At 73.4% G+C, this 26,916-nt stretch carries 20 protein-coding genes; 14 read left to right on the top strand and 6 right to left on the bottom strand.

Going from position 1 to position 26,916, the window contains the following annotated elements; genetic code table 11:
* Positions 1 to 53 precede the first annotated feature (53 nt).
* A complete protein-coding gene (locus tag EV190_RS00675; protein ID WP_133739440.1) occupies positions 54 to 2,054 on the top strand; it encodes a thioredoxin domain-containing protein in 2,001 nt (666 codons plus the stop codon).
* Positions 2,055 to 2,312: 258 nt separating this feature from the next.
* On the top strand, positions 2,313 to 2,957 hold the full coding sequence (locus tag EV190_RS00670) for a hypothetical protein (protein WP_133739439.1): 645 nt from the start codon (positions 2,313 to 2,315) through the stop codon (positions 2,955 to 2,957).
* Positions 2,958 to 3,116: 159 nt separating this feature from the next.
* Here EV190_RS00670 and EV190_RS00665 read toward each other — a convergent pair whose 3' ends face one another.
* On the bottom strand, positions 3,117 to 4,499 hold the full coding sequence (locus tag EV190_RS00665) for a serine/threonine-protein kinase (protein ID WP_133739438.1): 1,383 nt from the start codon (positions 4,497 to 4,499) through the stop codon (positions 3,117 to 3,119).
* Positions 4,500 to 4,662: 163 nt separating this feature from the next.
* Here EV190_RS00665 and EV190_RS00660 point away from each other — a divergent pair, with 163 nt between their 5' ends.
* The 3 genes from EV190_RS00660 (at position 4,663) to EV190_RS00650 (ending at position 7,969) form a co-directional block, all read left to right on the top strand.
* On the top strand, positions 4,663 to 5,256 hold the full coding sequence (locus tag EV190_RS00660) for an RNA polymerase sigma factor (protein WP_243742252.1): 594 nt from the start codon (positions 4,663 to 4,665) through the stop codon (positions 5,254 to 5,256).
* A gap of 326 nt (positions 5,257 to 5,582) precedes the next feature.
* Positions 5,583 to 6,347 (top strand): isoprenyl transferase, encoded by a 765-nt coding sequence (locus EV190_RS00655; protein ID WP_133739436.1) that lies wholly within the window; start codon positions 5,583 to 5,585, stop codon positions 6,345 to 6,347.
* A gap of 356 nt (positions 6,348 to 6,703) precedes the next feature.
* Entirely contained in the window at positions 6,704 to 7,969 is a 1,266-nt protein-coding gene (locus tag EV190_RS00650) for a PhoH family protein (RefSeq protein WP_133740083.1), read from the top strand.
* Positions 7,970 to 8,056: 87 nt separating this feature from the next.
* On the opposite strand, the gene EV190_RS23215 is transcribed toward EV190_RS00650, so the two are convergent.
* Positions 8,057 to 13,654 (bottom strand): SCO7613 C-terminal domain-containing membrane protein, encoded by a 5,598-nt coding sequence (locus EV190_RS23215; protein ID WP_166655345.1) that lies wholly within the window; start codon positions 13,652 to 13,654, stop codon positions 8,057 to 8,059.
* A gap of 635 nt (positions 13,655 to 14,289) precedes the next feature.
* On the opposite strand from EV190_RS23215, the gene EV190_RS00640 reads away from it, so the two are divergent.
* The gene (locus tag EV190_RS00640; protein WP_133739435.1) at positions 14,290 to 14,955 is read left to right on the top strand and encodes an aggregation-promoting factor C-terminal-like domain-containing protein; all 666 of its coding nucleotides are present in this window, start codon (positions 14,290 to 14,292) and stop codon (positions 14,953 to 14,955) included.
* Positions 14,956 to 15,104: 149 nt separating this feature from the next.
* On the opposite strand, the gene EV190_RS00635 is transcribed toward EV190_RS00640, so the two are convergent.
* Positions 15,105 to 16,493 (bottom strand): class II fumarate hydratase, encoded by a 1,389-nt coding sequence (locus tag EV190_RS00635; RefSeq protein WP_133739434.1) that lies wholly within the window; start codon positions 16,491 to 16,493, stop codon positions 15,105 to 15,107.
* 216 nt (positions 16,494 to 16,709) lie between these two features.
* Here EV190_RS00635 and EV190_RS00630 point away from each other — a divergent pair, with 216 nt between their 5' ends.
* The 4 genes from EV190_RS00630 to EV190_RS00615 all read left to right on the top strand — a co-directional run bounded on the left by EV190_RS00630 (position 16,710) and on the right by EV190_RS00615 (position 19,932).
* Positions 16,710 to 17,468, top strand: a complete 759-nt coding sequence (locus EV190_RS00630; RefSeq protein WP_133739433.1) for an ATP-binding cassette domain-containing protein — start codon at positions 16,710 to 16,712, stop codon at positions 17,466 to 17,468.
* Positions 17,465 to 18,262: an ABC transporter permease gene (locus tag EV190_RS00625; RefSeq protein WP_133739432.1), complete on the top strand. Its 798-nt coding sequence runs from the start codon at positions 17,465 to 17,467 to the stop codon at positions 18,260 to 18,262. Before EV190_RS00630 ends, EV190_RS00625 begins: the two co-directional genes overlap by 4 nt.
* Positions 18,263 to 18,370: 108 nt before the next feature.
* Positions 18,371 to 18,775, top strand: a complete 405-nt coding sequence (locus EV190_RS00620) for a GntR family transcriptional regulator (protein ID WP_133739431.1) — start codon at positions 18,371 to 18,373, stop codon at positions 18,773 to 18,775.
* A complete protein-coding gene (locus EV190_RS00615) occupies positions 18,772 to 19,932 on the top strand; it encodes a DUF1648 domain-containing protein (protein WP_133739430.1) in 1,161 nt (386 codons plus the stop codon). Before EV190_RS00620 ends, EV190_RS00615 begins: the two co-directional genes overlap by 4 nt.
* 101 nt (positions 19,933 to 20,033) lie before the next feature.
* Here the strand turns inward: EV190_RS00615 and EV190_RS00610 are convergent, their stop codons facing one another.
* Positions 20,034 to 20,630: a DUF1707 SHOCT-like domain-containing protein gene (locus tag EV190_RS00610; protein WP_133739429.1), complete on the bottom strand. Its 597-nt coding sequence runs from the start codon at positions 20,628 to 20,630 to the stop codon at positions 20,034 to 20,036.
* 236 nt (positions 20,631 to 20,866) lie between these two features.
* Between EV190_RS00610 and EV190_RS00605 the strand changes: the two genes are divergently transcribed.
* Both EV190_RS00605 and EV190_RS00600 read left to right on the top strand, forming a co-directional pair.
* Positions 20,867 to 21,826, top strand: a complete 960-nt coding sequence (locus EV190_RS00605; RefSeq protein WP_208112975.1) for an ABC transporter ATP-binding protein — start codon at positions 20,867 to 20,869, stop codon at positions 21,824 to 21,826.
* Entirely contained in the window at positions 21,823 to 22,647 is an 825-nt protein-coding gene (locus EV190_RS00600; RefSeq protein ID WP_394345473.1) for an ABC transporter permease, read from the top strand. The genes EV190_RS00605 and EV190_RS00600 overlap by 4 nt, the downstream gene beginning before the upstream one ends.
* A gap of 82 nt (positions 22,648 to 22,729) precedes the next feature.
* Here EV190_RS00600 and EV190_RS00595 read toward each other — a convergent pair whose 3' ends face one another.
* Complete coding sequence (locus tag EV190_RS00595; RefSeq protein WP_133739428.1) at positions 22,730 to 24,304, bottom strand: DUF3352 domain-containing protein; 1,575 nt, start codon at positions 24,302 to 24,304, stop codon at positions 22,730 to 22,732.
* A 149-nt stretch (positions 24,305 to 24,453) separates the two neighbouring features.
* Complete coding sequence (gene glpX / locus EV190_RS00590) at positions 24,454 to 25,479, bottom strand: class II fructose-bisphosphatase (RefSeq protein WP_133739427.1); 1,026 nt, start codon at positions 25,477 to 25,479, stop codon at positions 24,454 to 24,456.
* Between the two features lie 158 nt (positions 25,480 to 25,637).
* Between glpX and EV190_RS00585 the strand changes: the two genes are divergently transcribed.
* Both EV190_RS00585 and EV190_RS00580 read left to right on the top strand, forming a co-directional pair.
* Positions 25,638 to 26,246, top strand: coding sequence for a TetR/AcrR family transcriptional regulator (locus EV190_RS00585; RefSeq protein ID WP_208113020.1), 609 nt, complete (start codon positions 25,638 to 25,640; stop codon positions 26,244 to 26,246).
* Positions 26,247 to 26,311: 65 nt separating this feature from the next.
* Positions 26,312 to 26,878 carry a DUF4245 domain-containing protein gene (locus EV190_RS00580; protein ID WP_133739425.1) on the top strand — a complete coding sequence of 189 codons (567 nt, stop codon included), beginning with the start codon at positions 26,312 to 26,314 and terminating at the stop codon, positions 26,876 to 26,878.
* Positions 26,879 to 26,916 lie beyond the last annotated feature (38 nt).

Genomic DNA, 26,916 nt, shown 5'->3' with positions numbered 1-26,916 from the left:
TGTGTTCCACCCCGGCGCGTGTCCGACGCCTCGGCTCGGGCAGAGTTGAGTACATGCCCAACCGTCTCGCCCAAGCCACCAGCCCCTACCTGATCCAGCACGCCGGGAACCCGGTGGACTGGTTCCCCTGGGGGGACGAGGCGTTCGCCGAGGCCCGGCGGCGCGACGTGCCCGTGCTGCTGTCCATCGGCTACGCCGCCTGCCACTGGTGCCACGTCATGGCGCACGAGTCCTTCGAGGACGAGCCCACCGCCCAGCTCATGAACGCCGGGTTCGTCAACGTCAAGGTCGACCGCGAGGAGCGGCCCGACGTGGACTCGGTGTACATGGAGGCGACCCAGGCGATGACCGGCCAGGGGGGCTGGCCGATGACCGTCTTCATGACCCCCGACGGCGCGCCCTTCTACTGCGGGACCTACTTCCCCCGCGAGCACTTCCAGCGGCTGCTGATGGGCGTCTCCCAGGCGTGGCACGCCGACCGCGCCGGAATCCTGGAGCAGGGAGGGCGGGTGGTCGACGCGCTGAGCGGACCGCGCGTCCCGCCCGGCGGCGAACCCCCGGACGCGGCCACCCTCGCCTCCGCCGTCGGGCGGCTCTTCGAGGGCTACGACCACGAGCGGGGCGGCTACGGCGACGCCCCCAAGTTCCCGCCGTCCATGATCATGGAGTTCCTGCTGCGCCACCACGCCCGCGTCGGCGACGGGGGCACCGGGCGGACCGCCCTGGAGATGGTCCGGCACACCGCCGCGGAGATGGCCCGCGGAGGCATGTACGACCAGGTCGGCGGCGGCTTCGCCCGCTACTCGGTGGACGCCGGATGGGTGGTGCCGCACTTCGAGAAGATGCTGTACGACAACGCCTTGCTGCTGCGCGCCTACACCCACCTGTGGCGCCGGACCGGGGATCCCCTGGCCCGCAGGATCGCCCTGGAGACCGCTGACTGGATGGTCGCGGACCTGCGCACCGAGGAGGGCGGATTCGCCTCGGCGCTGGACGCCGACAGCGAGGGCGAGGAGGGCCTCTTCTACGTGTGGACGCGCCCGCAGCTGCGCGAGGCGCTGGGCGAGGAGGACGGCGACTGGGCCGCGGAGCTGTTCGGCGTCACCGAGGACGGCACCTTCGAGCACGGCTCCTCCGTGCTCCAGCTGCGCGCCGACCCCGATGACGCCCCGAGGCACGCCCGTGTCCGCGCCCGCCTGCGGCAGGCGAGGGCGCTGCGGGTGCCGCCCGCCCGCGACGACAAGGTCGTCGCGGCCTGGAACGGCCTGGCGGTCGCCGGGCTCGCGGAGGCGGGGGCGCTGCTGGAGCGCCCCGACCTGGTGGACCGCGCGCGGGAGGCCGCGCGGCTGCTGACCGGGACGCACTACTCGCGGGGGCGGCTCGCGCGCACCTCCCGCGACGGGGTGGCGGGCACCAGCACGGGCGTCCTGGAGGACTACGCCGACGTCGCGGAGGGGCTGCTCGCCCTGCACGCCGTCACCGGCGAACCGGAGTGGGTCGCGGTCGCCGGGGAGCTGCTGGAGACCGTCCTGGACCGCTTCCCCGACGGCCAGGGCGGGTTCTACGACACCGCGGACGATGCCGAGGCCCTCTTCAACCGGCCCCAGGACCCCACCGACAACGCCGCCCCGTCGGGGCGGTTCGCTGCGGCGGGCGCGCTGTTGGGCTACGCGGCGCTCACCGGTTCGACCAGGCACCGGGAGGCCGCCGGGGCCGCGCTGTCCCTGGCCGCCGTGCTCGCGGAGAAGGCCCCCCGGTTCGCGGGCTGGGGGCTGGCCGTGGCCGAGGCGTATCTGGCGGGGCCGCTGGAGATCGCCGTGGTCGGCCCCGAGTCGGACCCCGACACCGATTCCCTGCACCGGGCCGCGCTCCTGGCCACCGCTCCCGGAGCCGTGGTGACCAGGGGGAACGGCGTCGACGACGGCGGCATAGGACTGCTGCGCGACCGCCCGCTGGTCGGCGGGCGCCCCGCGGCGTACGTCTGCCGGGGTTTCACCTGTCGGCTGCCCGTCACCACCGTCGACGCCCTGGTCGCGGAGCTGGAGCTGGCCTGACGGGCCGCTCGGCCGCCCTGCCGGGGCGGCGGTCCCGGGCATCGGGGCCGGGCACCCTTCCGGAGCAAGCCCCCACGCGGGCTCCGAAAGGGTGCGGCCGTGAGGTTCGCGGTCAGGGTGGATATGCTCTCGCCCTCGCGCGTCCCCTTCTGATGGGATGCAGGGGGTTCCCGAACGGTTCGCGAATGGGGACGATGAATCAGGGCCGTTTCCCGCGTGGGCACCGACGGCCCGGCGGGAGACTGAGAGGAGGAGTGCATGCGGGTATCCGCGGCCGCGACGCTCCCACTGGCGGCCGTGCTCGTGGCGGCCTCGGGATGCGGGATGGACGGCCCCTCGCGGGTGCTGCCCGGCCTGGCGCACCCGGCGGCCTCGGCCGCCTCCGGGCACCGGATGCCGGAAGGGGCCACCCTGCACGACTACAACGGGATCAACCTGGTGCTGCCGCCCGGTTGGCAGGTCGGCGTCACCGACGACTGCCTCTCACCGCCGGGGGCCGAGCCCTCGCCCGGAGGTGACTGCCCCCACTCGGCGCTGCGCATCCGGCCGAACGCGGTCGAGGGCGGCTTCATCGACGCCGAGGGCGAGGACCTCGACGACCCGGAGAAGTGGCAGCGCCCCTGGGCGGCCTGCCCGAAGGCCCCCGAGCTGACCGACCCGATCAAGGCCGAGTCCGCCGAGATCACCGACCGGGGGAACTTCTTCCTGGTCAGCGGGGAGCGGGTGGAGTTCAGCGAGTGGACCGTCGCCTGCACGGGAGGCGCCGGCTTCCGCACGCGCGCCTGGTTCGTCGCGGAGGCCGGCCTGGAGTTCGACGTCCCGGTCCTGCTGGAGGACGCCGCGGACGGCTACACCGAGATCGTCCGCTCCATCGACCTCTCCCGCCACAAGACCGCCGACTAGGGAAGCTCCGCCCCCACCCGGAATGATCACGGGCTTTCCGCCCTGCCAGGCCCCGAAACGGGCGGAAAGCCCAAGACCGCCAACGAGACCCTCGCAACGGACGGTATGGGCGCGGGGTGATTCGGCGTCGGGAGGAGGGGACCGACCGATGACCGTGACTCAGCTGGTCAGCCGGATTCCCGACAGGAGCCGGTCCACGACCTCGGGCTGCTGGTCGGGCTGGCGGATCTCCAGGTACAGGGTCCGGTCGTGCTCGCGGTGCCGCAGCGCCGCGGCGGTGAACGTCCCCCCTTCGGGGCAGTCCAGCCACTGCCAGACCTCGCCCTCCCAGCGGGCGTCGGAGAACGGGCGCTGCTGGGGGGTCCCCGCGCAGGGGACGGAGTCGACCAGTCCGTCAAGGCGCGGCCCCCGCTCGTCGGAGTCGAGCAGCCCGGCGAAGACCCCGGACACCTCCGCGTCGGGGTCGGGCCAGGACGGGACGTCGGTGGCCACCAGCAGCCCGGGTTCGTGGCCGCCGACCATCCCCAGCTCGCGCGGCGACCAGCCGTTGGCCTGCACCTGGCGCGCCCACGGCAGCGGGACCAGCACGTGGATCTCGCCGCTGGAGTCGTAGACGTCCACCAGCGACACCCCGGGGGAGGCGGCCGCCGCCGTGCTCCCGGACAGCACCGCCAGCGCCGTCGCCGTCGTCACCGCGATCCGGGTCCAGGCGGCCCGGTGGCGCCGCCACCACGGCACGGCGACCTCCAGGTCGGGCGACATGCGGATCGCCCGGATACGGGAGGTGAAGGTGGCCGCGTCCGGGGGCCGGTCGGCCCGGTTCGGCGACAGCGCGGACATGATCAGCTCGTCCAGGGCGGGCGGCAGGCCCGGGCGGACCCGGCTGGGCGGGACCCGCGCCGGCGGGCGGGGCGGGCGTCTGCCGGTGAGCAGCTCGTAGGCGACCGCGCCCAGCGAGTACACGTCGGCGCGCACGTCGATGTCACCGCCGACGACGCTCTGCTCCGGCGACATGTACCCCGGGGTGCCCGCGGCCGCGGTGAACCCGGACGCCTCGTCGATGCTCTTGGCGAAGCCCAGGTCCGCCACGAGCACCCGCTCGCCGACCGGACTCGACTGCAGCAGCACGTTCGATGGCTTGATGTCGCGGTGGATCGTGCCGTGCCGGTGCAGGACGGTGACGCCCTGGCCGATTTCGGTCAGCAGGCGCAGCGCCTCGTCCATAGGCAGAGGCCCTGCGGCGATTCGGTCGGCGACGCTGCCGCGGTCCGCGTACGTCATCACGAAGTACGGGCGCTCATCAGGCAGTGTTCCGATATCGTGGACCCTTACCAGCCATTCAGAGTCGGCCTGGCGTAGGATCCGTGCTTCTTCGACGAAACGATGGTGGATGTCGAGTTGATGTGACCAGTTCTCGGCCAGCACTTTAATGGCGACCGGGGTGTCGAGCAGATCGTCATGCCCCAGCCAAACGGTGGCGAACGAGCCCGAGCCCAGCCGTCGGAGAACGCGATAGCGCCCAAAACGCTCCGGTTGTGCCACAGCTACAGCTTTTACCATGTCCTCAGCCGCCAAACGTCACGTTTTGTCTCGGTCCCGGGGGAGCCGGTGAAGCGGAGCGCCCATCTAAGAGGCGCGTCAACCCTTTGACCGGGGTTGTGCGTGTAATAAAAGGATGACCGTCGTCAGTGGGGAGTTGCCCGTCGTGCGTAACGCAGACCAGCCTTACGGATCAACCCATGCCAGCCCTGGCGAAGAGGAATCCCTCGAAGACCTGGCCCGCAGGGCCAAAGCCGGGGACAAGCCGGCCCTCGAAGAACTCCTGCGCCGGATCCAGCCCGAGGTCCTGCGCCGCTGCGCCCGGTTCCTGCCCTACCGCCAGGACGCCGAGGAGGCGTGCCAGGACGCGCTCATGCGGGTCGCCGCCAGCATAGAGCGGTTCCGGGGGGAGTCGCTCTTCACGACGTGGCTGTACACGGTGGTCTCCAACTCCGCGCGGCAGACCTACCGGTCCATGAAGCGCCGCGCCGCGGAGATGCCGACCGAGGCCGACCGCATCCCGCACCAGAGCGACCCGCGCACCACCAGCGTCATCGCCGGATCGCGGATCGACCTGCTGGAGGCCCTCGACCAGCTGGAGCGCGACCGCCCCAACCTGGTGGCGCCGCTGGTGCTGCGGGACCTGTGCCAGATGGAGTACGGGGAGATCGCCTCGGAGCTCGACCTGGCGCTGGGAACGGTCAAGTCCCGGATCCACGAGGGGCGCAAGCGGGTGCGCAAGTCGCTCGCCGTGAGCTGAGCGGGCGATTCGCGGGCCGGAGTGCCGGGGATGTCGTCCGGGGGCCGGTTTCTTGGCTAACGTTGAGTGGACCGCCGACGCCGCGCCGTCGGACGACCGTTTCCACGGCACGTCCGCCGGTCGCGCCGTGACCGCGGCGGGGTCCGGCCTTCGCCCCCTCCCCGCCGCGTCCGTGGACCAGGTCACGCGAAAGGCGCGGGAGCGAGCGCTCCGGGAGGGCGGAGACAGGGCGGTGGCCGCGGAGGCGGTCCTCCGCGGGTCCGTCGAGAGACCTTTTGGACCGGTGCTCTGAGGAGCACCGGAGTAGCGAGAGAGGTATCCGTCCCATGGGTCTGCTGCGCGACCCCCTCTACCGGCTGTACGAGCGGCGCCTCGAGCGCGCGCTCGGCACGTTCGAGACGCCCAGGCACGTGGGCGTCATCCTCGACGGGAACCGCCGGTGGGCCAAGACCAGCGGACTCGCCAACGTCAAGGAGGGGCACCAGGCGGGCGCCGACAAGATCTTCGAACTACTCAACTGGTGCGACGAGGTCGGTGTGCAGGTGGTCACGCTGTGGCTGCTGTCCACGGACAACCTCACCCGCCCGCCCGAGGAGCTCGAACCCCTCCTCGCCATCATCGAGAACACCGTCAAGCGGCTCCGCAGCGAGGGCTGGCGGGTCAACCCCATGGGGTCCCTGGACCTCCTGCCCGATGAGACCGCCCGTGTCATGAAAGAGGCGGGTACGGCCACATCCGGCAATCCCGGCCTGATTGTGAACGTGGCCGTTGGGTATGGGGGAAGGCGTGAGATCGCTGACGCGGTTCGGTCGCTCCTCCTGGCCGAGGCGGCCAAGGGCACCACGATCGAGGAGCTCGCGGAGCGCCTCGACCTGGAGCACATCGCCGAGCATCTCTACACCCGCGGTCAGCCCGACCCCGACCTCCTCATCCGGACGTCGGGGGAGCAGCGCCTCTCAGGCTTCCTGCTCTGGCAGAGCGCGCACTCGGAGTTCTACTTCTGCGAGGTCTTCTGGCCTGCCTTCCGCAAGGTGGACTTCCTGCGCGCGCTCCGGTCCTACGGCGCGCGGAACCGGCGCTTCGGCTCGTGAGCGCGACCCCCTCCCCACCCCCGGACAGGAAGCGACACGCGTAACCCGCTGTTCACGAAGCGGGCCACGTCGGGGTCTTGTTCTTTCAGGCGAGCCGGGTACCGTCGGTATCGGTGGAAGGTGTACATCCTTCCACTCGGGAGGCCCCGACCCATTGACGGTCCTGAACGATCAGGAACTCTTCACGACGAGGGCCGGCCCCGGTCCTCGCGGGGCTGGTCCCGGTCCTTGGATTCCCGTGATTCTAGGGCGCTCCGACGCGCCCAGGGGGAGAACGAGTGGCTAGTTCCTCGACCGTCCGCCGCAGCCCTGCCGGCCCCACCTCCTCGACCGAGGACGGCACGCGGCGCACCTACGTGCTCGACACCAGCGTCCTTCTCGCGGACCCGATGTCGATCACCCGCTTCGCCGAGCACGAAGTGGTCCTGCCGATCGTCGTCATCACCGAACTCGAGAGCAAACGCCACCACCCCGAACTGGGCTACTTCGCCCGCGAGGCGCTGCGCAGGCTCGACGACCTCCGGGTCGCCTTCGGCGGCCTCGACGCCCCGGTGGACGTCAACGAGCAGGGCGGCACCCTGCGGGTGGAGCTCAACCACAGCGATCCGGGCATCCTCCCGGCCGGTTTCCGGCTCGGGGACAACGACACCCGGATCCTGACGGTGGCGCGCAGCCTCGCCGCGGAGGGCAGCGATGTCGTCCTGGTCAGCAAGGACCTCCCCCTGCGGATCAAGGCGGCGTCGGTCGGCCTGGCAGCGGACGAGTACCGCGCCGAGCTCGCCATCGAGCACGGCTGGACCGGCATGGCGGAGCTGGAGGTTCCGGCGCACGAGATCCAGGAGCTCTTCGACGAGGGGACGGCCGAGGTCGAGACCGCGCGGGACCTGCCCTGCCACACGGGCCTGGTGCTCGTCTCCGAGCGGGGCAAGGCCCTCGGGCGGGTGCTCCCCGACAAGTCGGTGAAGGTGGTCCGCGGCGACCGCGACGTGTTCGGCCTGCACGGGCGCAGCGCCGAGCAGCGCATCGCGCTCGACCTGCTCACCGACCCCGACGTGGGCATCGTGTCCCTGGGCGGCAGAGCGGGCACGGGCAAGTCCGCGCTCGCGCTGTGCGCGGGCCTGGACGCGGTGCTGGAGCGCCGCCAGCACCGCAAGGTCGTGGTGTTCCGGCCGCTGTACGCGGTCGGCGGCCAGGAGCTGGGCTACCTGCCGGGCAGCGAGTACGAGAAGATGTCGCCCTGGTCGCAGGCCGTGCACGACACCCTCTCGGCGCTCACCACGCAGGACGTCATCGACGAGATCGTGGACCGCGGCATGCTGGAGGTCCTGCCGCTCACCCACATCCGGGGTCGCTCCCTGCACGACTCCTTCGTGATCGTGGACGAGGCGCAGTCCCTGGAGCGCGGCGTGCTGCTGACGGTGCTGTCCCGCCTCGGGGAGAACTCCCGTGTGGTCCTCACCCACGACGTCGCCCAGCGGGACAACCTCCGGGTGGGCCGCTACGACGGCGTGGTGGCCGTGATCGAGAAGCTCAAGGGGCACCCCCTGTTCGCACACGTCACCCTGACCCGCTCCGAGCGGTCCCAGATCGCCGCGCTGGTCACCGAGATGCTGGAGGGCTGACACCCCGACCGCCCGCACGCGGGCGTGGTTCCCGCGAACCACGCCCGCCCGGTCGCGGACCCCCGTCGACGTGCGGAAGCCCCGTCGTCACTCCATCGCGCGCAGGGCCCGGCCCAGCCGGCGCGCGTCGCGCAGGCGGTGCTCGTAGCGGGCGCCCGCCACCAGGAGGAGCAGGCCCGCCGCGCCCACCGGGATCCAGTTCGGCAGGACCAGCATGATGTCCCAGAGCGGCGGTCCGAACGCCCTGGCCGTGGTCAGCAGCAGGACCAGCGCGCCCACCAGGAGCGGCGCCTGGAGCCGCCACCGGGCCCCCGCCAGCGTCGCCGCGAGCGACCCCGCGCCCAGCACCGCGATCCGCCACGGCTCGGCCGCCGACGTGAGGGCCACCACCAGGCCCGGGGCGAACAGCAGCGCCAGTCCGGGACCGTAGACCAGCCAGGTGCTCGTCCCGGGGCGGCCGCGCCGCAGCACGCTTCCCGCGGCCAGCGCCGCGAGCGCGGGCACCACCGTGTACGGCTCCGGCTCGGCGACCCGCATCCAGCCCAGGAACACCCACCCGGCGGCCAGCAGCAGCACCGCGCCCACGGCGCCGAGCCAGGACCGCCCGGGCCGGGGCGCGCCGGCCGCCGCGATGACGCCGAGGCAGGCCAGCGCGGCGCTGGTCAGCTCCGGCCGCCCGCCACCGGTCAACGTCAGCAGCACCGAGGCCGCCCCCAGAGCACCGGCCGCGCACTCGGCGGCCAGCAGCACGGGGGCGTCCATCCGGCCCAGGTACGGAACCAGCACCACACCCGCCACGACGACGAGCACCGCCAGCGCGGCCACCTGCGCGGGCTGTCCCAGCGCCAGCGGCAGCGCCATCGCGAAGCCCCCGGTGGCCAGCACCGCGACCACGGCCGCGCCGCGCGGGAAGACCGAGGTCCGCCCGGTCCCGGCGGAGCCCGACGGCGCGGCCGCCATCAGGCAGGTCGCGGCGACGACCGCCGACAGGCCGAGCACCACCAGCGTGGCGATGGGCTCGGCGAGCCCCCAGGCCACCGCCAGGCTCGCGGGCCACAGCGACGCGGCCCCGGCCCACGCCGACACGCGGGGGTCGCGCGCCAGCGCGGCCACCCCCGCCAAGGAGGTCGCCACCAGCATCACCCAGCCCAGCGCCACCCCGTACGACATGCCCGTGGCGGTCGCGTACGGAACCAGAACCGGCGTGACCAGCATGATCGCGGTGGGCGCGAGAGCCCCGGCCGCCCGCGCCCGCACCGCGACCAGCACCGCCAGCGCGCCCGCGGTGACCACCGGCAGCAGCAGCGGGTCGGCGCCGACGCCGCCCCACGGCGCCAGCACGCCCCCGGAGGGGGCCGACAGGCCGGCGGGGCCGGTTCCGGTCCACGCCGCCCCCGCCCAGGCGTAGGGGGCGAACAGGACCGCCCCGAGCCGCCCGGCCGCCGTTCCCCCCGCCACCAGCAGCGCGGTCCCGCCCGCGGCGGCCACCACCCGGCCCGCCGCGCGCGGGAGCGCCGCCGCGAGCGCGAACAGCAGCAGCGCCGCCAGCGCGGCGACCAGCCCCAGGGACTCCGGCACGACGGCCGTCGACAGCGAAGCGGCCAGCACCATGGCCAGCGAGGCGCCGATCAGACCGCTCCTCTGCTCGGGGCGGTCCGGTGGCGGCGGGGACGCGGGCCCTCGCGCCGCCCACTCCCGGGCCGCCGAGGCGCTGGGCGCCAACGCGATCCGCAGCCGCCCGCCCGCCCACCGGCCGGACCCCGCCCGCAGCCGCGCCGCCAGCGCCAGCCCGGCGGCCGTGGCCAGACCCACGAACGGCAGCCAGCGCTGGTCGGCGGCCACCCCGGCGAACGGCAGCGCGGCGTATCCGGCGGACACCGCGAGCGCCAGGGCGAGCCCCGCGACCATGGCGAGGACCCGCGACACCGTCGGCGCCTCCGCCCGGGTGCGGTCCGAGACGCCGGACGCCGCCACCAGGGCCGCGGCGCCCAGCACGGCCAGCACCAGGACCGTGCGCAGCGGTGCGGACAACGCCCAGCCGGCCGTCGTCACCGCCACGAAGACCCCCGACCACAGCGCGGCGTGCGCGACCCGTCCGGTCCCGCGCGCCGACCGCCACAGAAGAAGCCCCGCGGTGCCCACCGCGACCGCCAGCGCGAGGTCGTACCGCACCTCCAGGTGGGCCAGTGCCAGCGGGACGAGCAGCCCGCCCGCGACGGAGGCCGCCGACAGCACCGAGCCGCGGCCCCGTCCCAGCCCGGCGCACAGCGACAACGCGGTCAGCGCCACCGCGCAGGCCGCGAGGAACACCACGGGGTCGTCGCCGGAGGGGCGTCCCACCAGTGGGAGCGCCGTCCACGCCGCGGCCTCGGGAAGCCACGTGTGCCGGGCCGCCAGCAGCGGGCCCAGCAGCACGGCCAGGATCCGGTCCCCGACCAGCAGCAGGGACCCCGCTGCGAGCACCCCCGACAGCACGGTCAGCGCCTGGCGCGCGTCGGCGCGCGACCCTGTCGCGGCCGGGGCGGCGCCAGGAGCGTACGTGTGCGTGGCCGCCACGAGCGCCAGCAGCGCGCCCAGCGCGACGGCCAGCGAGGCCGGGGCGGTACCGGCCCAGGCGGCCCACGTGACAGCGGCCGCCGTCGGCGCGGTCGCCGCCGCGTCCAGCGCGACGACCTGGGGAACGCGCCCGCCCAGGCGCGCGGGAACCGTCGCGCATCCCACCGCGGCCGCGGCCACGACCGCCATCGCCAGGGCCGACGCGACCGGAGGGGCGTCTCCGACCGCCAGCACGGCGGCCGTCAGCCCGGTCAGCGCGAAGACCCCCGACGCCGCGGTCGCCGCGCGGACCGCGGCGGAGGCGGCGAGCACCGTCGCGGCCCCGGCGCACACCGTGAGCACGCACAGCACCGCGATCGTGGCCCCCGGCCCGGTCAGCGAGGCCGAGACGGCCAGTACACCCGTGAACCCGGCACACCCCAGCGCGGCGCCCGCCACCATCCGGGAGGGCCCGGCGGACAGGGGAGGCGCGCCGGGCGCTCCCGAGGGGATCGGGGCCGGAGTCCCCGGTGCGCGGGCCCTTCCGGTGACGACCCACTGCTCGGGTCTCCGGGGGATCCGGCGGTCCAGCCGTCCCGGGCCCGGAGGCAACGGGACTCCGGTCGATTTGTCGACAACGCCGGCGCGGCGGTCGGCCAGTACGGACAGAGTGAGCAGGATCGCGGCGGTCGCGGTCAGCGCGGCCGCGAGCAGCGCGCCGGACAGCCATGCCGCGCCGACCAGCGCGGCCGTGGTGGAGACCGCCACCAAGGCGGCGGCCGTACCGCGCCGGGCGCGTCCCCGGACGCACCAGGCGGCCGAGGCGAGGAGGGCCAGTCCCGCCACCGCGGTGGTCCCGGCGGACGGCTCGCCCGCGACCGCCGTCCCCGAGGCCTGCCCGAGCGGACCGAGGAGCGCCTGCGCGAGCAGCGGCGCCGCGACCACCCCGGCACCGGCCAGCGCGAACCCCGCTGCCGCGCTCGCGGCGCGCCGGGCGGGGACCGGAAGCGAGCGCCGGTGCCCGGCCACGGCCAGGAGCGCGAGCACCGAGACAGCGGAGGAGACCCCCGCCGCCACGGTTCCGACGCCCAGCGCCCAGCCCGCCGCGAGGAGCAGCGGCACCGCGAGCGCCGAGTCCAGCGCCGCCACCTGGTCGCGGCGGCCGCCCCAGCGGTCCAGCGCGGTCGCCGTCCCGGCCACCAGCAGGGCCGTCCCCAGCAGGGCGGCGACCACCACGGGAGCCGGTACCCGCCACACCGCCCCGGACGCGGCGACCGCACCCGAGACCAGCACCACGGCCGCCGCCGAGTACGTCACCCGCGCCACCGGGGCCGAGCCCAGCGGCGCGGACGCCGCGGCGCCCGCCACGGCGGCGACGGCCAGCGTCCCCACGGTCGCCACCGCCGGCAGCGGCGCGGCCAGCGAACCGCACACCGCCAGCGCCCCCGCCAGCAGACCCAGCGAAAGGGCGGTCGTCGCGGTGCGCCGCCGCGCCGCCGCGCCCCACCAGCCGCCGGTCCCCCCGCCGGAGGACCGGGGCGCCAGCGCCACGGCCATCAGCAGGACGGAGACCGCCGCGAGCACCGCCACCGACACGGCGCGCCCCGCCAGCAGCCCCGACACCACCGCGACGAGCGAGGCCGTCGCCAGCGCCGACACCGTGGTCCAGGACCGGTTCAGGGCCGTGGTCAGCGCGCTCGTCCCGATCCCGGTCGCGGCCAGGGCCGCGGCCAGCCCCAGCAGCCACGCGTCGGACAGTTCCACCAGCGTGAACGGTCCCCGCCAGGGCCGTGCCGCCTGTCCGACCAGGCCGAGCAGCGGAGCCGTCGCCACCGCCCCGGCCAGTCCGGACACCGCGAGCGCGGCCGACACCACCCACAGTGTTCCGCCGCCCCGTGCGGAGGGCCGGCGGCCCATGACCACCGCGGCGGCGGCCGCGCCCGCCGCGAACACCGCGACCATCCCCGCCGGGGCGGCGCCGACGCCTCCCGCCAGTGCCGGAACCGCCGCCAGCCAGGCCAGCGCCGCGCCTCCGCCGGACAGGGAGGACACGGGGTCGGAGGACGAGCGCGCGTCCAGCAGCGCCACGGATCCCGCCAGCGCCAGCGCGGCCGCCGCCCAGATCCCGCCGGCCCCGCCGAACAGCGCGGGCAGCGTGAGCGAGGCCAGAGTGAGCAGCGCCGAGGCCGCCGCCGAGCCGGCCCAGGCCGTCACCGCCAGGCCCCGGACCAGGCGGGCCGGGCCGGCCCCCGGCACGGAGCGCAGCGCCGCGTTCCCCAGCGCCGTCACCGCCAGGGCGACCGGGACGGAGTCCGCGCCGAACGGGAGCGCCAGGCCCGCCAGCACCGGGACGGGCTGGGCCAGCAGCAGCGCCAGCACGCGCGGGCCGCGCAGCGGCGCCAGCCTCGGATAGGCCGCCAGCAGGGCGCACGCCACCGCCAGTACGCCCGCCGCGTACCCCGGGAGCGGAACCGGGACGTCGACGACCAGCCACAGCGCGACCCCGTCCAGGCACACCAGCGCGGCCGCCAGCGCGCCGACCGTCTCGGCGGTGGCCCCCATGCCGCGCCGGTGCAGGGGGCGGGCCGCGTACGCGGTGAGCGCGGTGGACCCGCCCAGGATCAGCGCGCGCGTGCCGACGCCCAGGTCGCTCCAGGTGACGACGGTGAACACCAGGGCCGCCACGGCGACGAGCAGGCCGCCGAGACCGAGCAGGATGTTCTGCACCGACCGCGCGGACAGCTCCCGCCGAGGGCGCCGCGGGGCCCTCGGAGCGGGCGCGGGGCGCGCGGCCGGTGCGGCCGGGGCGGAGGGGAGGGGCGCGCCGGCGCCCGTCGCCGTCCCCGCGAGGGCGGGGGGCGGGGAGGCGCCGACCGGGGCGGGTGCCGGGCCGGGGAAGGGCGGTGCCGGGCGCCGCCGGGCGGCGAGCATCGCGTCGCGCACGGCGCGCAGCTCGCGGACGAGGGCGTCCCGTTGGGTGTAGAGCGCGTGGCGCTCGTACTCCAGCCGCTGGATCCGCGTCATGACCTGTCCCAGCCGGCTCGCCGCGGGACCGGTCAGCGGAAGCCCGCACGCGTGGCAGAACGGGGTCCCGGGGGCGAGGGGGGCCGAGCAGTCCGGGCACTGGGGGGCTGGGCCGTACGGATTCATGACCGCCACACTCGCAGTCGTCGGGACCACGGGCCATCACTTCTCGTACTCAACCCGCGGTGAGTAGCGGAGGGGCGTCGTGAGTACTGGGTGTCCGGCGCGGCGACGGGGCGGCGACGACGGGCGGGGGTCGGGGCCGCGCGGAGCGACCCGGTTCACGGTCCCCACAGGCCCCTGTCCGGTGATCGTGCTGTCATCCCCCCGAAATCCTCGGTTTCGGGGGGATGACAGCACGATCGCCAACGGAAGCCGCGCGGAACGGTCATCGTGGGCGCGGTCTCGACCGGCACCCGCTGTTGCCGCCCGGGAGCGCGCCGCGATTCGACGGTACGGAGAGACGGTGAATGGTCACTTATCGTGTTGTGATCCACCTCATATCGATTTCGGTGTTATGTGCCTGTGATCATGCGGCAGGGTGGGTGCCGTTCCCTAAGAGCCCCGAGAGTCGCGCGGACCGCGTGCTGGATGCGGGAACCCCCTTCAGCGAGCGCGCGATGATCTCCGGTGACACGGGCGGCCGGTGGTACCTGCCCAACCCCGCCCGTCACCGCCTCCGTGAGACCCCCGACACGAGATCCGGGGCGCGTTCGATCGCATGTGGACCACCGGGTGTGCGACCGTCGAAAGGCCAACCCTTGCTGAAAAACCGAATCTCGCTGCGAGTCGCCACGGCGGCCGGGGCGGCGGCGGTCGTCGTCGCGGGCACGGCGTTCGGAGTCTCCGCCTTCGCCGACGTTGGGGCCGGCCCCGACCAGACGGCCTCCGTCGCGGTGCTGCCGGGCGTGCCCGAGGCGGAGGAGACGCCGTTCTTCCCCGAACCCGAAGCCGACGACGCGGAGTCGCGCCAGACCCTCCTCCAGGACGCGGGCTCCAGGCGCGACCAGGTCGTCGGAAGCGGCTCGGTCTCGACCGAGGGCTCACTGGAGCAGGAGAAGGAGGAGGAAGAAGAGGAAGAGGAGGAGACTTCTTCGGGCGGTGGCGGCGCGGCGGTGCCCGCCGGAAGCTCCAAGGAGATCGCCCTCCAGATGCTGCCCGACTACGGCTGGGGCGAGGACCAGTTCAGCGGCTGCCTCGAACCCCTGTGGGAGAAGGAGAGCAACTGGAACCACCTCGCCGAGAACCCCAGCTCCGGCGCGTACGGCATCCCGCAGTCGCTTCCCGGCGACAAGATGGCCAGCGCCGGTTCGGACTGGCAGACCAACCCCGCCACCCAGATCAAGTGGGGCCTGGGCTACATCCAGGACCGCTACGGCAGCCCCTGCGAGGCATGGGCGCACTCCCAGAGCGTCGGCTGGTACTGACGCCCTGAGCCGTCGGCGCGGAGGCCGGCCCCTTCGGGGGCCGGCCTCCGCGCCGCTTCCGCGCCCCAAGCCCGGCGCGGGGCCCGGACGGCGGTGTCCCGCCGCCGTCCGGGGGCGTCCCGGAACGCCGGGACGCCGCCTCCCCGGGGCTAGCGCGAGTTGGTCATCGACAGCACGTCGAGGGCCTCGTCCAGCTGGGCCTCGGTCAGCCTGCCCGCGTCGACGTAACCGCGCTCGATGACGACCTGGCGGATCGTCTTGCGCTCGGCCAAGGCCTGCTTGGCGACCTTGGAGGCCTCCTCGTACCCGATGTAGCGGTTGAGCGGTGTGACGATGGAGGGCGAGGACTCGGCGTACTCGCGGCACCGCTCCTCGTTGGCCGTGATGCCCGCCACGCAGCGGTCGGCGAACACCCGGGAGACGTTCGCCAGCAGCCGGATCGACTCCAGCACGTTGCGGGCGATCAGCGGCAGCTGCACGTTCAGCTCGAAGTTGCCGGTCGAGCCGCCGAACGCCACCGCCGCGTCGTTGCCGACGACCTGCGACGCCACCTGGAGCATCGCCTCGCACAGCACCGGGTTGACCTTGCCCGGCATGATCGAGGACCCCGGCTGCAGGTCGGGCAGGAAGATCTCGGTCAGGCCGGTGCGCGGCCCCGAGCCCATCCACCGGATGTCGTTGGCGATCTTGCAGAAGCCCACCGCGATCGTGCGCAGCTGGCCGGACAGCTCCACCAGGCCGTCCCGGGCCCCCTGGGCCTCGAAGTGGTCGCGCGCCTCGGTCAGCGGCAGTCCGGTGACCCGGGCGATCTCGGCGATCACCTTGGGGGAGAAGCCCTCGGGGGTGTTGATGCCGGTGCCCACGGCGGTGCCGCCCAGCGGCAGCTCGGCCACGCGCGGCAGGCTGGCCTCCACCCGCTCCACGCCGTAGCGCACCTGCGCGGCGTACCCGGCGAACTCCTGTCCGAGGGTGACGGGGGTGGCGTCCATCAGGTGGGTGCGGCCGCTCTTGACCACCGTGGCGAACTCGTCCGCCTTGGCGGACAGGGCCGCCTCCAGGTGCCGCAGTGCCGGGACCAGCTCGTTGACGATCGCCGCGGTCGCCGCGATGTGGATCGAGGACGGGAAGACGTCGTTGGACGACTGCGACGCGTTGACGTGGTCGTTCGGGTGCACCGGCGCGCCCAGGCGGGCGGTGGCCAGGGTCGCGACGACCTCGTTGGTGTTCATGTTGCTCGACGTGCCGGAACCGGTCTGGAACACGTCGATCGGGAACTGGTCGTTCCACCGGCCCTCGGCGACCTCGAGGGCGGCCTCGCGGATCGCCTCGGCGAGGTCCGGCTTGATCACGCCGAGCTCCGCGTTGACGGTGGCGGCCGCGGCCTTGATATGGCCCAGCGCGGCGATGTGCGCGTGCTCGAGACCCTGCCCCGAGATGGGGAAGTTCTCGACCGCGCGCTGGGTCTGCGCCCGCCACTTGGCGTCGACGGGGACCTTGACCTCGCCCATCGAGTCGTGCTCGATGCGGAATTCACTCATTGGGAAAGACACCTCCAGGGAGACCTCAGAGCAAAAGACTGCCAGACCCTCTTGTGAGCCGGTGCCCGGGCCCCGCCGCCAGGCACAGAGATTCACACCTCACCGGCGCGGACCGGGAACGGGGCCGGCGTCCGACCGCGTTGGAGCGGCGCCCGCTTGCCCTCTTTGTTCTATCTGAGGTATAACAAATATAGAAGATAGAAGAAGGAGGGGACGATGGAACGCACGGGTGTCACCATCCGCGTCGAAGGACTGACCAAGCACTTCGGAAAGGTCGCTGCTGTCCAGGACCTGAGCTTCACCGCCGGGCCCGGTGTGATCACCGGATTCCTGGGCCCCAACGGCTCCGGCAAGACCACGACACTGCGCTGCCTGCTGGGACTGGTCCGGCCCACCGGGGGCGAGGCCGTGATCGGCGGGCGGCCCTACGCGCGCCTGGCCGATCCGCTGAGGACCGCGGGGGCGTCGCTGGAGGCGTCGAACTTCCACCCGGCGCGCAGCGGCCGCGCCCACCTGCGGATCCAGTGCCGGACCGCGGGCATCCCCCAGAGCCGGGTCGACGACGTGCTCGAACTGACCGGCCTGACCGACGCCGCGAACCGGGCGACACGCGGATACTCCCTGGGGATGCGCCAACGCCTCAACCTGGCGACGGCCCTGCTGGGCGACCCCTCGGTGCTGGTCCTGGACGAGCCCTCCAACGGGCTCGACCCCGCCGGGATCGCCTGGCTCCGGGGATTCCTGCGCAGACTCGCCGACGAGGGGCGCACCGTGCTGGTCTCCAGCCACATCCTCAGCGAGGTGCAGCAGACCGTCGACCGGGTCGTGGTCGTCTACCGGGGGCGCGGGGTGGCCGAGGGGACGCTCGGCGAACTCGACCCCGAAGGCGAGGGGCTGGAACGGGTCTTCCTCCGCCTGACCAGTGACACCCCCGCCGAACCGGCGGCGCGGACCTCCGGGAGGGAAGACCGATGACGCCGAGACTCGTGGTCGTGGAGATCGAGAAGTTCTTCAGCACCCGCGCCTGGTTCTGGACGGCGCTGCTGCTCGCGGTCGTGGCCGCGGGCGCGGTCGCCGTGATGGGACTGGCCGCCCCCTACAGCGACCCCCCGCTGCCCGGGATCGACACGGACCAGGGGGTCCGGGCCGCCGTCGGCGTGACGGCCCTCCTGGCCGCCGTCCCGGCCCTGGTCGGGGTGGTCGGGATGACGTCGGAGTACCAGCATCAGACGATCACCCCCGCGTTCCTGGCCGTCCCCCGGCGCTCTCCGGTGGTCGTGGCCAAGGTCGTCGCCTACGCCGTCATCGGCGCGGGGTACGGGGTGGTCGCCGCCGCCATGGTCGCGGCGTCGCTGGCCGGGTCCGCGCTCGTCCTCGACGTTCCCCTGGGGGCCGGAGCGCCGGAGATCGCCGGGATGCTGTTGCGGGTCGTCATGGCGATGACCGTCTACACCATGATCGGAGTGGGCGTCGGAGCGCTGGTGCGCCACCAGCTCACCGCGATCGCGGTCCTGGGCGGGGCCCTGTACTTCCTCGACCAGGTCCTGCTGGTCGTTCCCGGGGTGAACACCGTCTACCCCTATCTGCCCGGAGGGGCCACCGCGGCCCTGACCAACTTCACGCTGCTCGCGGAGCAGGCCGGAAGCGAGACGGGCCTGGCGATGCCGGACCTGCTCTCGCCGGGAGCGGGAGCCGCGGTGCTCGCGGGCTACGCCCTGGCGGCCGTCGCGGTCGCGGTGGTGCTGCCCGTGCGGCGGGACGTGGTGTGACCGGGCGGCCCGCGGCCGTCCGGGACGGGACCGGCGGGATGGTTCGCGACAATCGTCTCGGCGGCCGCGAGCCGGAAACGACTCGAGAGACACGACGAGGGGTACCGGGTGATCCTCAGCATCGACCTCGACAGCGAGGTACCGATCTACCAGCAGCTGCGGGACCGGGTGGTGGAGGCCATCGCCTCGGGCGAGCTGCGGGAGGGCAGCACCCTCCCCGCGACGCGCCAGCTCGGCGCGGATCTGGGGATCAACTTCCACACCGTGAACAAGGCCTACGACCTGCTGCGGCGCGAGGGGCTCCTGCGGCTGAACCGCAAGACGGGAGCGGTCATCCAGCGTGACCCCCGCTCCGGGCCGCCCGGGACGGCGTTCCTCCCCGACTGGGAGGCGCGGCTGGGCACCCTGCTCGCCGAGGCGGTGGCGCACGGGGTCACCGCGGAGGAGGTCGTCGGGCTCTGCCGGGACCGTCTGACAACGTTCCAGGGAACAGAACAAGGAGAGAAGCCGTGAACTACGTCTGGGTGCTCGCCTCGACACTGCTGGTGGCCACCGTCACCGCCGCGGCGTGGTCCGCGCCGGCCCTGGGGCGGCCGACCGTCCCGTTCGGGGTCCGGATCCCACCGGACCGCGCGGGCGACCCCGCCGTCGCGCACGTCGCGGACGGGTACCGCAGGGCGGTCCTGGTGCTCGGCGCGGGGGTTCTGGCCGCCGTGGTGCTGCTGTCCCTGGTGCTGTCGCCGGACATCGCCCTGGTGCCGGCCTCGGTCCTGCTCGCCGTCGGCCACACCGCCCTGCACGTGCGCGCCTTCCGGGCGCTGCGCGCCGCCAAGGAGCGGGGCCGGTGGTACGAGGGCAAGCGCCAGGCCGTCGCCTCGGACATCGGGCTGCGCACCGATCCGGTCCGGCTGCCGTGGCCGTGGATACTGCCGTCGGCGCTGGTCGCCGCCGGAACCGCGGTCGCGGGGGCCGTGCTGTACCCGGAGCTGCCGCCCGAGCTGGTCGTCGCCGTGCGCCACACCGCCGGGGAGACGCGGATCGAGACCGCCGCGACGTCGGTGTGGACAGCGTTTCCCATGGTCTTCGCGCAGGCGCTGCTGAGCGTGGGACTCCCGGGACTGCTCCGGCTGCTCCTGCGCTCGCGCGCCGACATCGACGCCGCGGCCCCGCACCGGTCCTCGGAGCAGTACCGTCGCTACCTGCGGATCTCCGCCCGCTGTCTGGCGGCCGCGGTCCTCGCCCTGAACACGTCGCTCGCGGGCCTCGCGGCGCTGGTGTGGACGGGGACGATGACCGACGGCGTGCTGGCCGGCCTCGTGCTGGCCCCCGGAGTCCTCGGAGCGCTGGGCCTCCTCGGAGTCCTCCTGGCCGCCGGCCAGAGCGGCTGGCGGCTGCGGAGCGGAGTGCCCGCCGACGAGGCCACCGGTTACGTCCAGCGCGACGACGACCGCTTCTGGCGCCTGGCGGGGACGGTCTACGTCAACCGCGAGGACCCCGCCCTGTGGGTCCCCAAGCGCTCCATGGGCATCGGGCAGACCATGAACCTCGGCCACCCCGCCGGGCTCGCGATCGCGGGGACCGTCCTGGCGGCCGTCGCACTCGCGGGGACCCTCCTCCTGGTCGGAGCGGTCCCGGCGGGGGGCGTGCTCTACGGCTGGGAACTGGTCTGACAACGATGTGCTCTCTCCGCCGATCTTGACCTTTCCGGGGTCTCGGAGCCGGTTGAGACCCCGAAAACGTCAAGATCGGCGAGAAGAACGGACCCGGGACACTAGCCGAGCTCCCGCGGTTTCGGGGAGCGGCGGAGCCAGCGGCGCCGGCGTCTGGGGGCGCTGACGCGCAGGGAGCCGAACAGGGAGAACCCCTCGATCTCCAGGACCGGTGCGTCGGGAACGGGGGAGGGGCGGGTCGAGGTCGTGCGCAGGCCCAGGAAGGACCAGCCGCGCACCCGGACCTCCATCCCCTCGGGCACCCGGATCTCGATCCGGCCGAAAAGGGCCGACGCGGTCATCCGCACCGTGTTGCGCGTCAGCAACGCGTCGCACAGGTCGACCTCGGCCGACCCGAAGAGCGCGTACACGACCTGATCGCCGTGCACCACCCACCGCCCGGCGCGCCCGTCGTTGCGGAACAGCGCGGAGACGGGCGCGGTGTCCAGGCGCAGCGGCTGCCGCTCGGGCGGCAGCAGGTCCCTGGTGACCTCCGGCAGTTCGCCGAGCGTGCGCGCCTCGTGCACCCGGTCGCTTCGCTCGCTGAACTCCTCCAGGTCCAGGCGGCCGTCCTCGGCCGCCTCGCGCAGCGCCCTGAGCACACGCTCGCGGTCCGCGTCCGAGGCGCGCAGCCGGGCGGGTGGTACTCGCTCGTTCACACGACCAAAGGTACTTCTTGCCGGGGGCGGACAGTAGGGCCGAGCCTTCGGGACCGCGGCCGCCCCGCCGCCTTCGATGATCTCGACGCCGGCGTTCCACGATGTCCGTTGTGTAGAACGCCGGCGTCGAGATCATCGAAGGATTCGACGCAGAACCCGGCGGTGTCCCGCCCTGGTGCCCGGCCCGCCGTAAAACCGCTGGAAAACTGCCGGACCCCGCGTCTACGGTGGGGTCCATGACTTCGTCGCCACGGCTGAACCAGTCGACATCAGAGCCGTCGCGGAGCCAGTCCCCGCCCGCGATCTCCCTGCGTGGAGTGGTCAAGCGCTTCGGTTCCCTGACCGCGGTGGACGGACTCGACCTCGACGTCCCCGAGGGGATCGTGCTCGGTCTGCTCGGCCCCAACGGCGCGGGGAAGTCGACCACCATGCGCATGCTCACCGCCCAGAGCCGCGCCGACTCCGGGCAGATCAGCATCCTGGGCCACCGCATCCCGCAGGAGTCCAAGTGGGCGCGCTCCCTCATGGGCGTGGTCCCCCAGCACGACAACCTCGACGAGGAGCTCACCGTCGAGGAGAACCTGCGGGTCTTCACCCACCTGTACCGGGTGCCGCGCGGGGAGCGCGCCGCCGCCGTGGAGCGGGCCCTGGACCTCGCGCACCTCAGGGACCGCCGCACCGCCTTCACCGGAAAGCTGTCCGGGGGCATGCGCCGCCGCCTGCTCATCGCCCGCGGCCTGGTGCACCGCCCCCAGGTGGTGCTGCTGGACGAGCCGACCGTCGGCCTGGACCCGCAGGTGCGCCAGGAACTGTGGGGCCTGATCACCGCGCTGCGCGCCGACGGAGTCACGGTCCTGATGTCCACGCACTACATCGAGGAGGCGGAACGGCTCTCCGACGAGGTGGCGCTCATGGCCAAGGGACGAATCGTCAACCGCGGGGCCCCGGCCGACCTGATCGCCGAGTTCGCCGGAAAGACGGTCGAGGAGTACGCGGCGGGCCCCGACGGGATCGAGGAGCTGGAGAGGACCGTGCACGCCGAGGGGTTCACCACGCGGCGCACCGGCTCGGCGCTGTCGGTGCTGCGCGCCGAGGAGCTCCCCGACTCGCTGCGCGACCGGCTCGGCACGGGGACGCGCCGGGCCGGCAATCTGGAGGACGTCTTCGTGACGCTGACGGGGGAGAAGGTCGAATGACGACGATGAGTGAGAACGTGGCGACGGCCCGGAGGTCCGACCGGTACGCCCGCCCCGGACGCTTCGAACTCGCCCCGATCACCGGTGTGCTGGCCCGGGAGTGGGCGCTGTACCGGCGGACCTGGGCGCCCATCACCTTCTCCGCGGTCGTCGAACCGGTCCTGTACCTGCTCGCCTTCGGGCTGGGCATGGGGGCGCTGATCGGCGGCATCGGCGGCTACAGCTACATCGAGTTCCTGGGCACCGGCATCGTCGCGATGTCGGTGCTGTTCTCGTCCATGTTCCCCGGACTGATCAACACGTTCGTGCGGCGCGAGTTCCAGCACTCCTACGAGGGCATGCTGGCCGCACCGGTCGACGTGCGGGAACTGGTCACCGCCGAGGCGCTCTGGATCGCGCTGAAGTCCGGGGTCTACGGCTGCGCGCCGCTCCTGGTGGCGTTCGCCTTCGGGTTGCAGCCCGTTCCGGCGATGCTGCTCGTGCCGTTCATCGGCCTGGTCACCGGGTTCGGGTTCGCCCTGCTGGGCATCCTGCTCTCGGCGCTGATCCCGTCGATCCGGATGATGGACTACATCATCTCCGGGATCATCACCCCGCTGTTCCTGGTCGCGGGGACCTTCTTCCCGATCGAGCAGCTGCCGTCCTGGGCGCAGACGGCGGCCGCGGCAAACCCGCTCTACCACTGCGTGGAGCTGGTGCGGGGGCTGGCCTTCGGGATCGGGCTGCTCCCGGCCCTCGGGCACTTCGCCGCGATCGCGCTGTTCACCGCCGTCGTGTGGTTCCTGGCGGTCCTCCAGATGCGGCGGCGCCTGATCGACTGACGCGGTGGTCCTTCCGGCGGCCGCCGGAGAACGCCGATGGGCGGACCCCCGGGGGGTCCGCCCATCGGTGGTCCGACACCGCCTAGCTGGGGTTGGGCACCCAGCGCAGGACGGTCGAGGAGCCGCCGTTCTCGCTGAACTCGATGGCGCCGCCCAGGCCGCCCCACTGCTCGGGGTACGCCTCCCCGCCCTCCTCGGCGGCGAACCGCAGGTCCATGTAGAAGCCCAGGTGCGAGCTCTCCAGCCCGCTCATGGTCTGCTGGAACACGGCGTCGTCGCCGAGCAGGCCCGTCCCGGCGGTGCCCATGGAGAGCACCGTGGTGTCGCCGTCGGTGGTGACGGCCGGACCGCCGCCGTAGCCGTCGGCGCCCATCTCGTTCGAGAAGTCGGACCACAGGGCCTGGTCGGCGCCGTCCAACCGGAGTTCGAAGGACACGTCGCCGGTGCCGAAGAAGTCGAGGCTCTCGAAGTCGGTGAACCCGACCGCGGTCCTGGTCCCGATCAGCTTGTGGAAGTCGCGCGGCAGGGTGACGCCCATCTCCCGCATCACCCCGTCGAAGTCCGCGTAGTCGGGCGCGCCCTCGATGCTCTCGCGGTTGGCGTCCCACAGCGACTGGGCGACGCCGTCCAGCCCGTCGCCGCCGACGGCGATGACGGAGTTGTCCGGGAGGTCGCCCAGCGCGGAGATGCCCCCCTCGGGGACGTCCTCGGCGAACGTGGTGACGCCGTCGACGCTCATGTCGTAGCTGTCGGCCCGGAACTCCAGGTACTCGCTCTCCACCCGCAGGACCGCGGCGACCCGTCCGGTGACCTCGCCCACTCCCTCGATGTCGTCGAAGTCGCTGCCGAACTCACCGCTGGAGGAGGCCATCGACGACTGCGCGAACGCGCCGACGTCCATCCACATGTTGGCGATCCCGGAGCCGATCTCGTCGATGTCGGCGGCGAAGGTCTCGTTCTTGTCCAGCGTCCCGTACCGGGCCACCTGGGAGTCCAGGTCGTTGAGCGAGGCCTGGGTGTCGGTGATCACCGCGAACCCGTCCTCGACGACGTAGTAGAGCTCCTCCTCCTGGGACTGCGCCCGGGCCAGGGTCTCGGCGGCCCGGTCCTCGTCCTCGGCCGCGATGGCGATCGCGAAGGCGGGCTCGCCGTCGGTGCTCTCCCACGCCGCGACACCGAAGCGCTGGCCGAGCCACGGCTCCACGTCGGTCTCGTAGTCCAGGTAGTCGAACTCCTCCTCCACCAGGGTCTTGGCGAAGTCCTCCTCCTCGCCGCCGAGCTCGTCCTTGACGGTGTCGGGGAGCCGGTCGTAGAACTGCGTGTAGGAGGCCCACTGCCCGCCCGTGGGCTTGAGGTCGACCTTGGCGAACACCAGCGCGGAGCCCGGAAGCACCGTCTCGGGCTGCGGACCGCCGAACAGCCGGTCGACCACGGAGGTCGACGCCCACACCATCGTCGCCATCAGGGCCAGCGCCGCGACGACGGCGACGGGGATCATCCAGACCCGGCTCCTGCGCGGTGGCGGCCCGGCCTGCGCCGGCTGCGGCGGGTACGGGGTGCCTGGAGGCCCCTGGGGCGGGTACCCGTACACGGGCTGCCCCTGCGAGGGCGGCTGCCCCCACTGGGGCGGCTGGTTCGGCTGGTCGGGGTAGGACATCGATCCTCCGGGCGTGCGGGGGGAGTTCCTTTAGACGCTATCAATGCGGATTCGACCGAATCCGCAGCTTCCGGGTTCCCCGGGGCCCGTCTTCGTTCCCGAAAAGTGACCGGGCCCCGCCGAGGCGGGACCCGTGCCGACGCGGGGCGTCAGTTGGCGTTCTTGAAGTCGACGCCGCTGTACGTGGCGAGTTTGCTCAACCGGTGCTCGCTCGCCACCCGGCGGATGGTCCCGCTGCGTCCCCGCATGACCAGGGAGTCCGTGGTGGCGCCGCCGTCGGCGTAGCGCACGCCGTTGATCAGCTCGCCGTCGGTGATGCCCGTCGCCGCGAAGAAGACGTCCTCCGAGGAGACGAGGTCGTCGGTGGTCAGCACCCTGGACAGGTCGTGCCCGGCGGCCTCGGCCTTGCGCCGCTCGTCGTCGCCGGTTGGCCACAACCGGCCTTGGATCACGCCGCCCAGGCACTTGATGGCGCACGCGGTGATGATGCCCTCGGGGGTGCCGCCGACGCCCAGCAGCAGGTCCACGCCGGTCCCGGCGCGCGCCGCCATGATCGCGCCCGCCACGTCGCCGTCCATGATGAACTTGATCCGGGCGCCGGTCTCGCGCACCTCGTGGACGAGCCGCTCGTGCCGGGGCCGGTCCAGGATGACGACCGTGACGTCCTGCGGACCGCCGCCCTTGGCCGCGGCCACCGCGCGGATGTTGTCGGCGACGGGGGCGTTGATGTCCACCGCGCCCGCCGCCGCCGGACCGGTGACGAGCTTCTCCATGTAGAACACGGCGGACGGGTCGAACATCGAGCCGCGCGGGCTCACCGCGATCACCGCCACCGCGTTGGGCATCCCCATCGCGGTCAGGCGGGTGCCGTCGACGGGGTCCACGGCGACGTCGCACTCGGGGCCGGAGCCGTCGCCCACCCGCTCGCCGTTGTACAGCATGGGCGCGTTGTCCTTCTCGCCCTCGCCGATGACGACCGTGCCGTCCATGGACACGGTGCTGATGAGGTGACGCATCCCACGCACCGCGGCGCCGTCCGCCCCGTTCTTGTCACCGCGGCCCACCCAGCGCGCGGCGGCCAGCGCGGCGGCCTCGGTGACCCGCACCAGCTCCAGGGCGAGGTTGCGGTCCGGGGCGTCGTCGGGGATCGGGACGGGAGCGTTCGCAGTGGTCATGATGGGCCCTTTCGGATTCGGCTCGGGTGTCCGATCAATGTGAGGGATTCACTGATCCTCTCAGCTTCACCGGTCACTGGGTTGTCCGGAACCCGCTGGCGTACGCTTTCAACCCTAGGCGAGCCCTTCACGCGCGATTGAGGACGATTGGGTTGACTGTGGAGAAGCTGGAAAAGCCGGTGCGGGTGTCGCCGCGGGGCGCGGCGACGCGCAGCGCGCTGCTGGAGGCCGCGTCGCACGTGTTCCGCACGGTCGGCTTCGACAGGGCCGGGGTCAGCCAGGTCGTCGCCCACGCCGGAGCCAGCGTGGGCAGCCTCTACCACCACTTCACCGGCAAGGCCGACCTCTTCATCGCCCTGTACGAGGATTTCCAGCAGCGCCAGCAGGACCGCACCCGCGAGGCGGTCGCGCGGGCGCGCGCCGAGGGCGAGACCGACCCCAACCGGCTCATGAACACCGCGGCCCGGGCCTACCTGGAGGGGTGTATCGAGGAGCGGGAGATCACCTGGCTCTTCTTCAGCGGCGACAGCCCTCCCGGGTTCGAGGCCACCATGCGCACCCGGCTGCGCGAGTGGACCGACCGCAACGTCGCCCTGTTCCGCAAGGCCGACGAACCGGTGGACGAGGCGCTGCTGCTGGTCGTCAGCGGGTCGATCTCGCTCGCCGTGAGCGAGGTCGTGTGCCGCGAGGACCCCGACGACGCCCGCGCCCTGGCCGACGAGGTCGTGGACCGCCTGAGCCGCCTGACCCCACCCCGGTCGGAGTGACCCGCGCGCATCGGGCAAGCTGGGTCCATCATGACCGGACGCAGTGACGAAGCGGGGAAAGCCGCATGAGCAGTGGTGGCGGCCGCGCCAACAGCACCCTCACCGGATACGCGATCGTGCTGGGAGCGATCGCGCTGATCGTCGGCGCGATGGCGCTGGTGGTGGACGCGCGCAGGCAGGAGCACATCCCGAGCGTCGACTACACCGCCGACGCGCTCTCGCTCAGCGAGATCGCGCCGTACCGTTCCTACGCGCCCGAAGGGCTGCCCGAGGGGTGGACCCCCACGAGCTCGCGCCTGGAGACCGGCGGCACGCTGCCGGGCGAGGAGCCGACGGAGCCGATCCGCTGGACCCTGGGGTTCGCGACCCCGGAGGACCGCCACGCGGCCTTCAGCATCAGCGACGCCGACCCCGACGAGTTCGTCGCCGAGGTCGGGATGAACGGCGAACCCGACGGCGAGTCGGCCGTGGACGGCCGGACGTGGGAGCGCCGGTACAACGAGGCCGAGAACGAGCGGTCCCTCGTGCTGCGCGCCGACGACGCCACCCTCGTCGTCAGCGGCGGGGCCTCGTACGAGGAGCTGGAGACGCTGGCGGCGGCGCTGGAGCCCCAGGAGCCGCCCCAGGAGTGAGCGCGGTGGTCGGGGCCCAGGACCGCGGAGGACGGTGG

Source organism: Actinorugispora endophytica, assembly GCF_004363075.1.
In the GTDB taxonomy this organism is placed as follows: domain Bacteria; phylum Actinomycetota; class Actinomycetes; order Streptosporangiales; family Streptosporangiaceae; genus Actinorugispora; species Actinorugispora endophytica.
Note: the sequence above shows the minus strand (reverse complement) of the source record. Positions and strands in the feature narration are given on the sequence as shown.

Excerpts from the sequence above, each read along its gene's own strand:
- EV190_RS00675 (WP_133739440.1), top strand. The coding sequence starts at position 54 with ATGCCCAACCGTCTCGCCCAAGCCACCAGCCCCTACCTGATCCAGCAC.
- EV190_RS00670 (WP_133739439.1), top strand. The coding sequence starts at position 2,313 with ATGCGGGTATCCGCGGCCGCGACGCTCCCACTGGCGGCCGTGCTCGTG.
- EV190_RS00655 (WP_133739436.1), top strand. The coding sequence starts at position 5,583 with ATGGGTCTGCTGCGCGACCCCCTCTACCGGCTGTACGAGCGGCGCCTC.
- EV190_RS23215 (WP_166655345.1), bottom strand. The coding sequence starts at position 13,654 with ATGAATCCGTACGGCCCAGCCCCCCAGTGCCCGGACTGCTCGGCCCCC.
- EV190_RS00635 (WP_133739434.1), bottom strand. The coding sequence starts at position 16,493 with ATGAGTGAATTCCGCATCGAGCACGACTCGATGGGCGAGGTCAAGGTC.
- EV190_RS00630 (WP_133739433.1), top strand. The coding sequence starts at position 16,710 with ATGGAACGCACGGGTGTCACCATCCGCGTCGAAGGACTGACCAAGCAC.
- EV190_RS00625 (WP_133739432.1), top strand. The coding sequence starts at position 17,465 with ATGACGCCGAGACTCGTGGTCGTGGAGATCGAGAAGTTCTTCAGCACC.
- EV190_RS00605 (WP_208112975.1), top strand. The coding sequence starts at position 20,867 with ATGACTTCGTCGCCACGGCTGAACCAGTCGACATCAGAGCCGTCGCGG.
- EV190_RS00600 (WP_394345473.1), top strand. The coding sequence starts at position 21,823 with ATGACGACGATGAGTGAGAACGTGGCGACGGCCCGGAGGTCCGACCGG.
- EV190_RS00595 (WP_133739428.1), bottom strand. The coding sequence starts at position 24,304 with ATGTCCTACCCCGACCAGCCGAACCAGCCGCCCCAGTGGGGGCAGCCG.
- glpX (WP_133739427.1), bottom strand. The coding sequence starts at position 25,479 with ATGACCACTGCGAACGCTCCCGTCCCGATCCCCGACGACGCCCCGGAC.
- EV190_RS00580 (WP_133739425.1), top strand. The coding sequence starts at position 26,312 with ATGAGCAGTGGTGGCGGCCGCGCCAACAGCACCCTCACCGGATACGCG.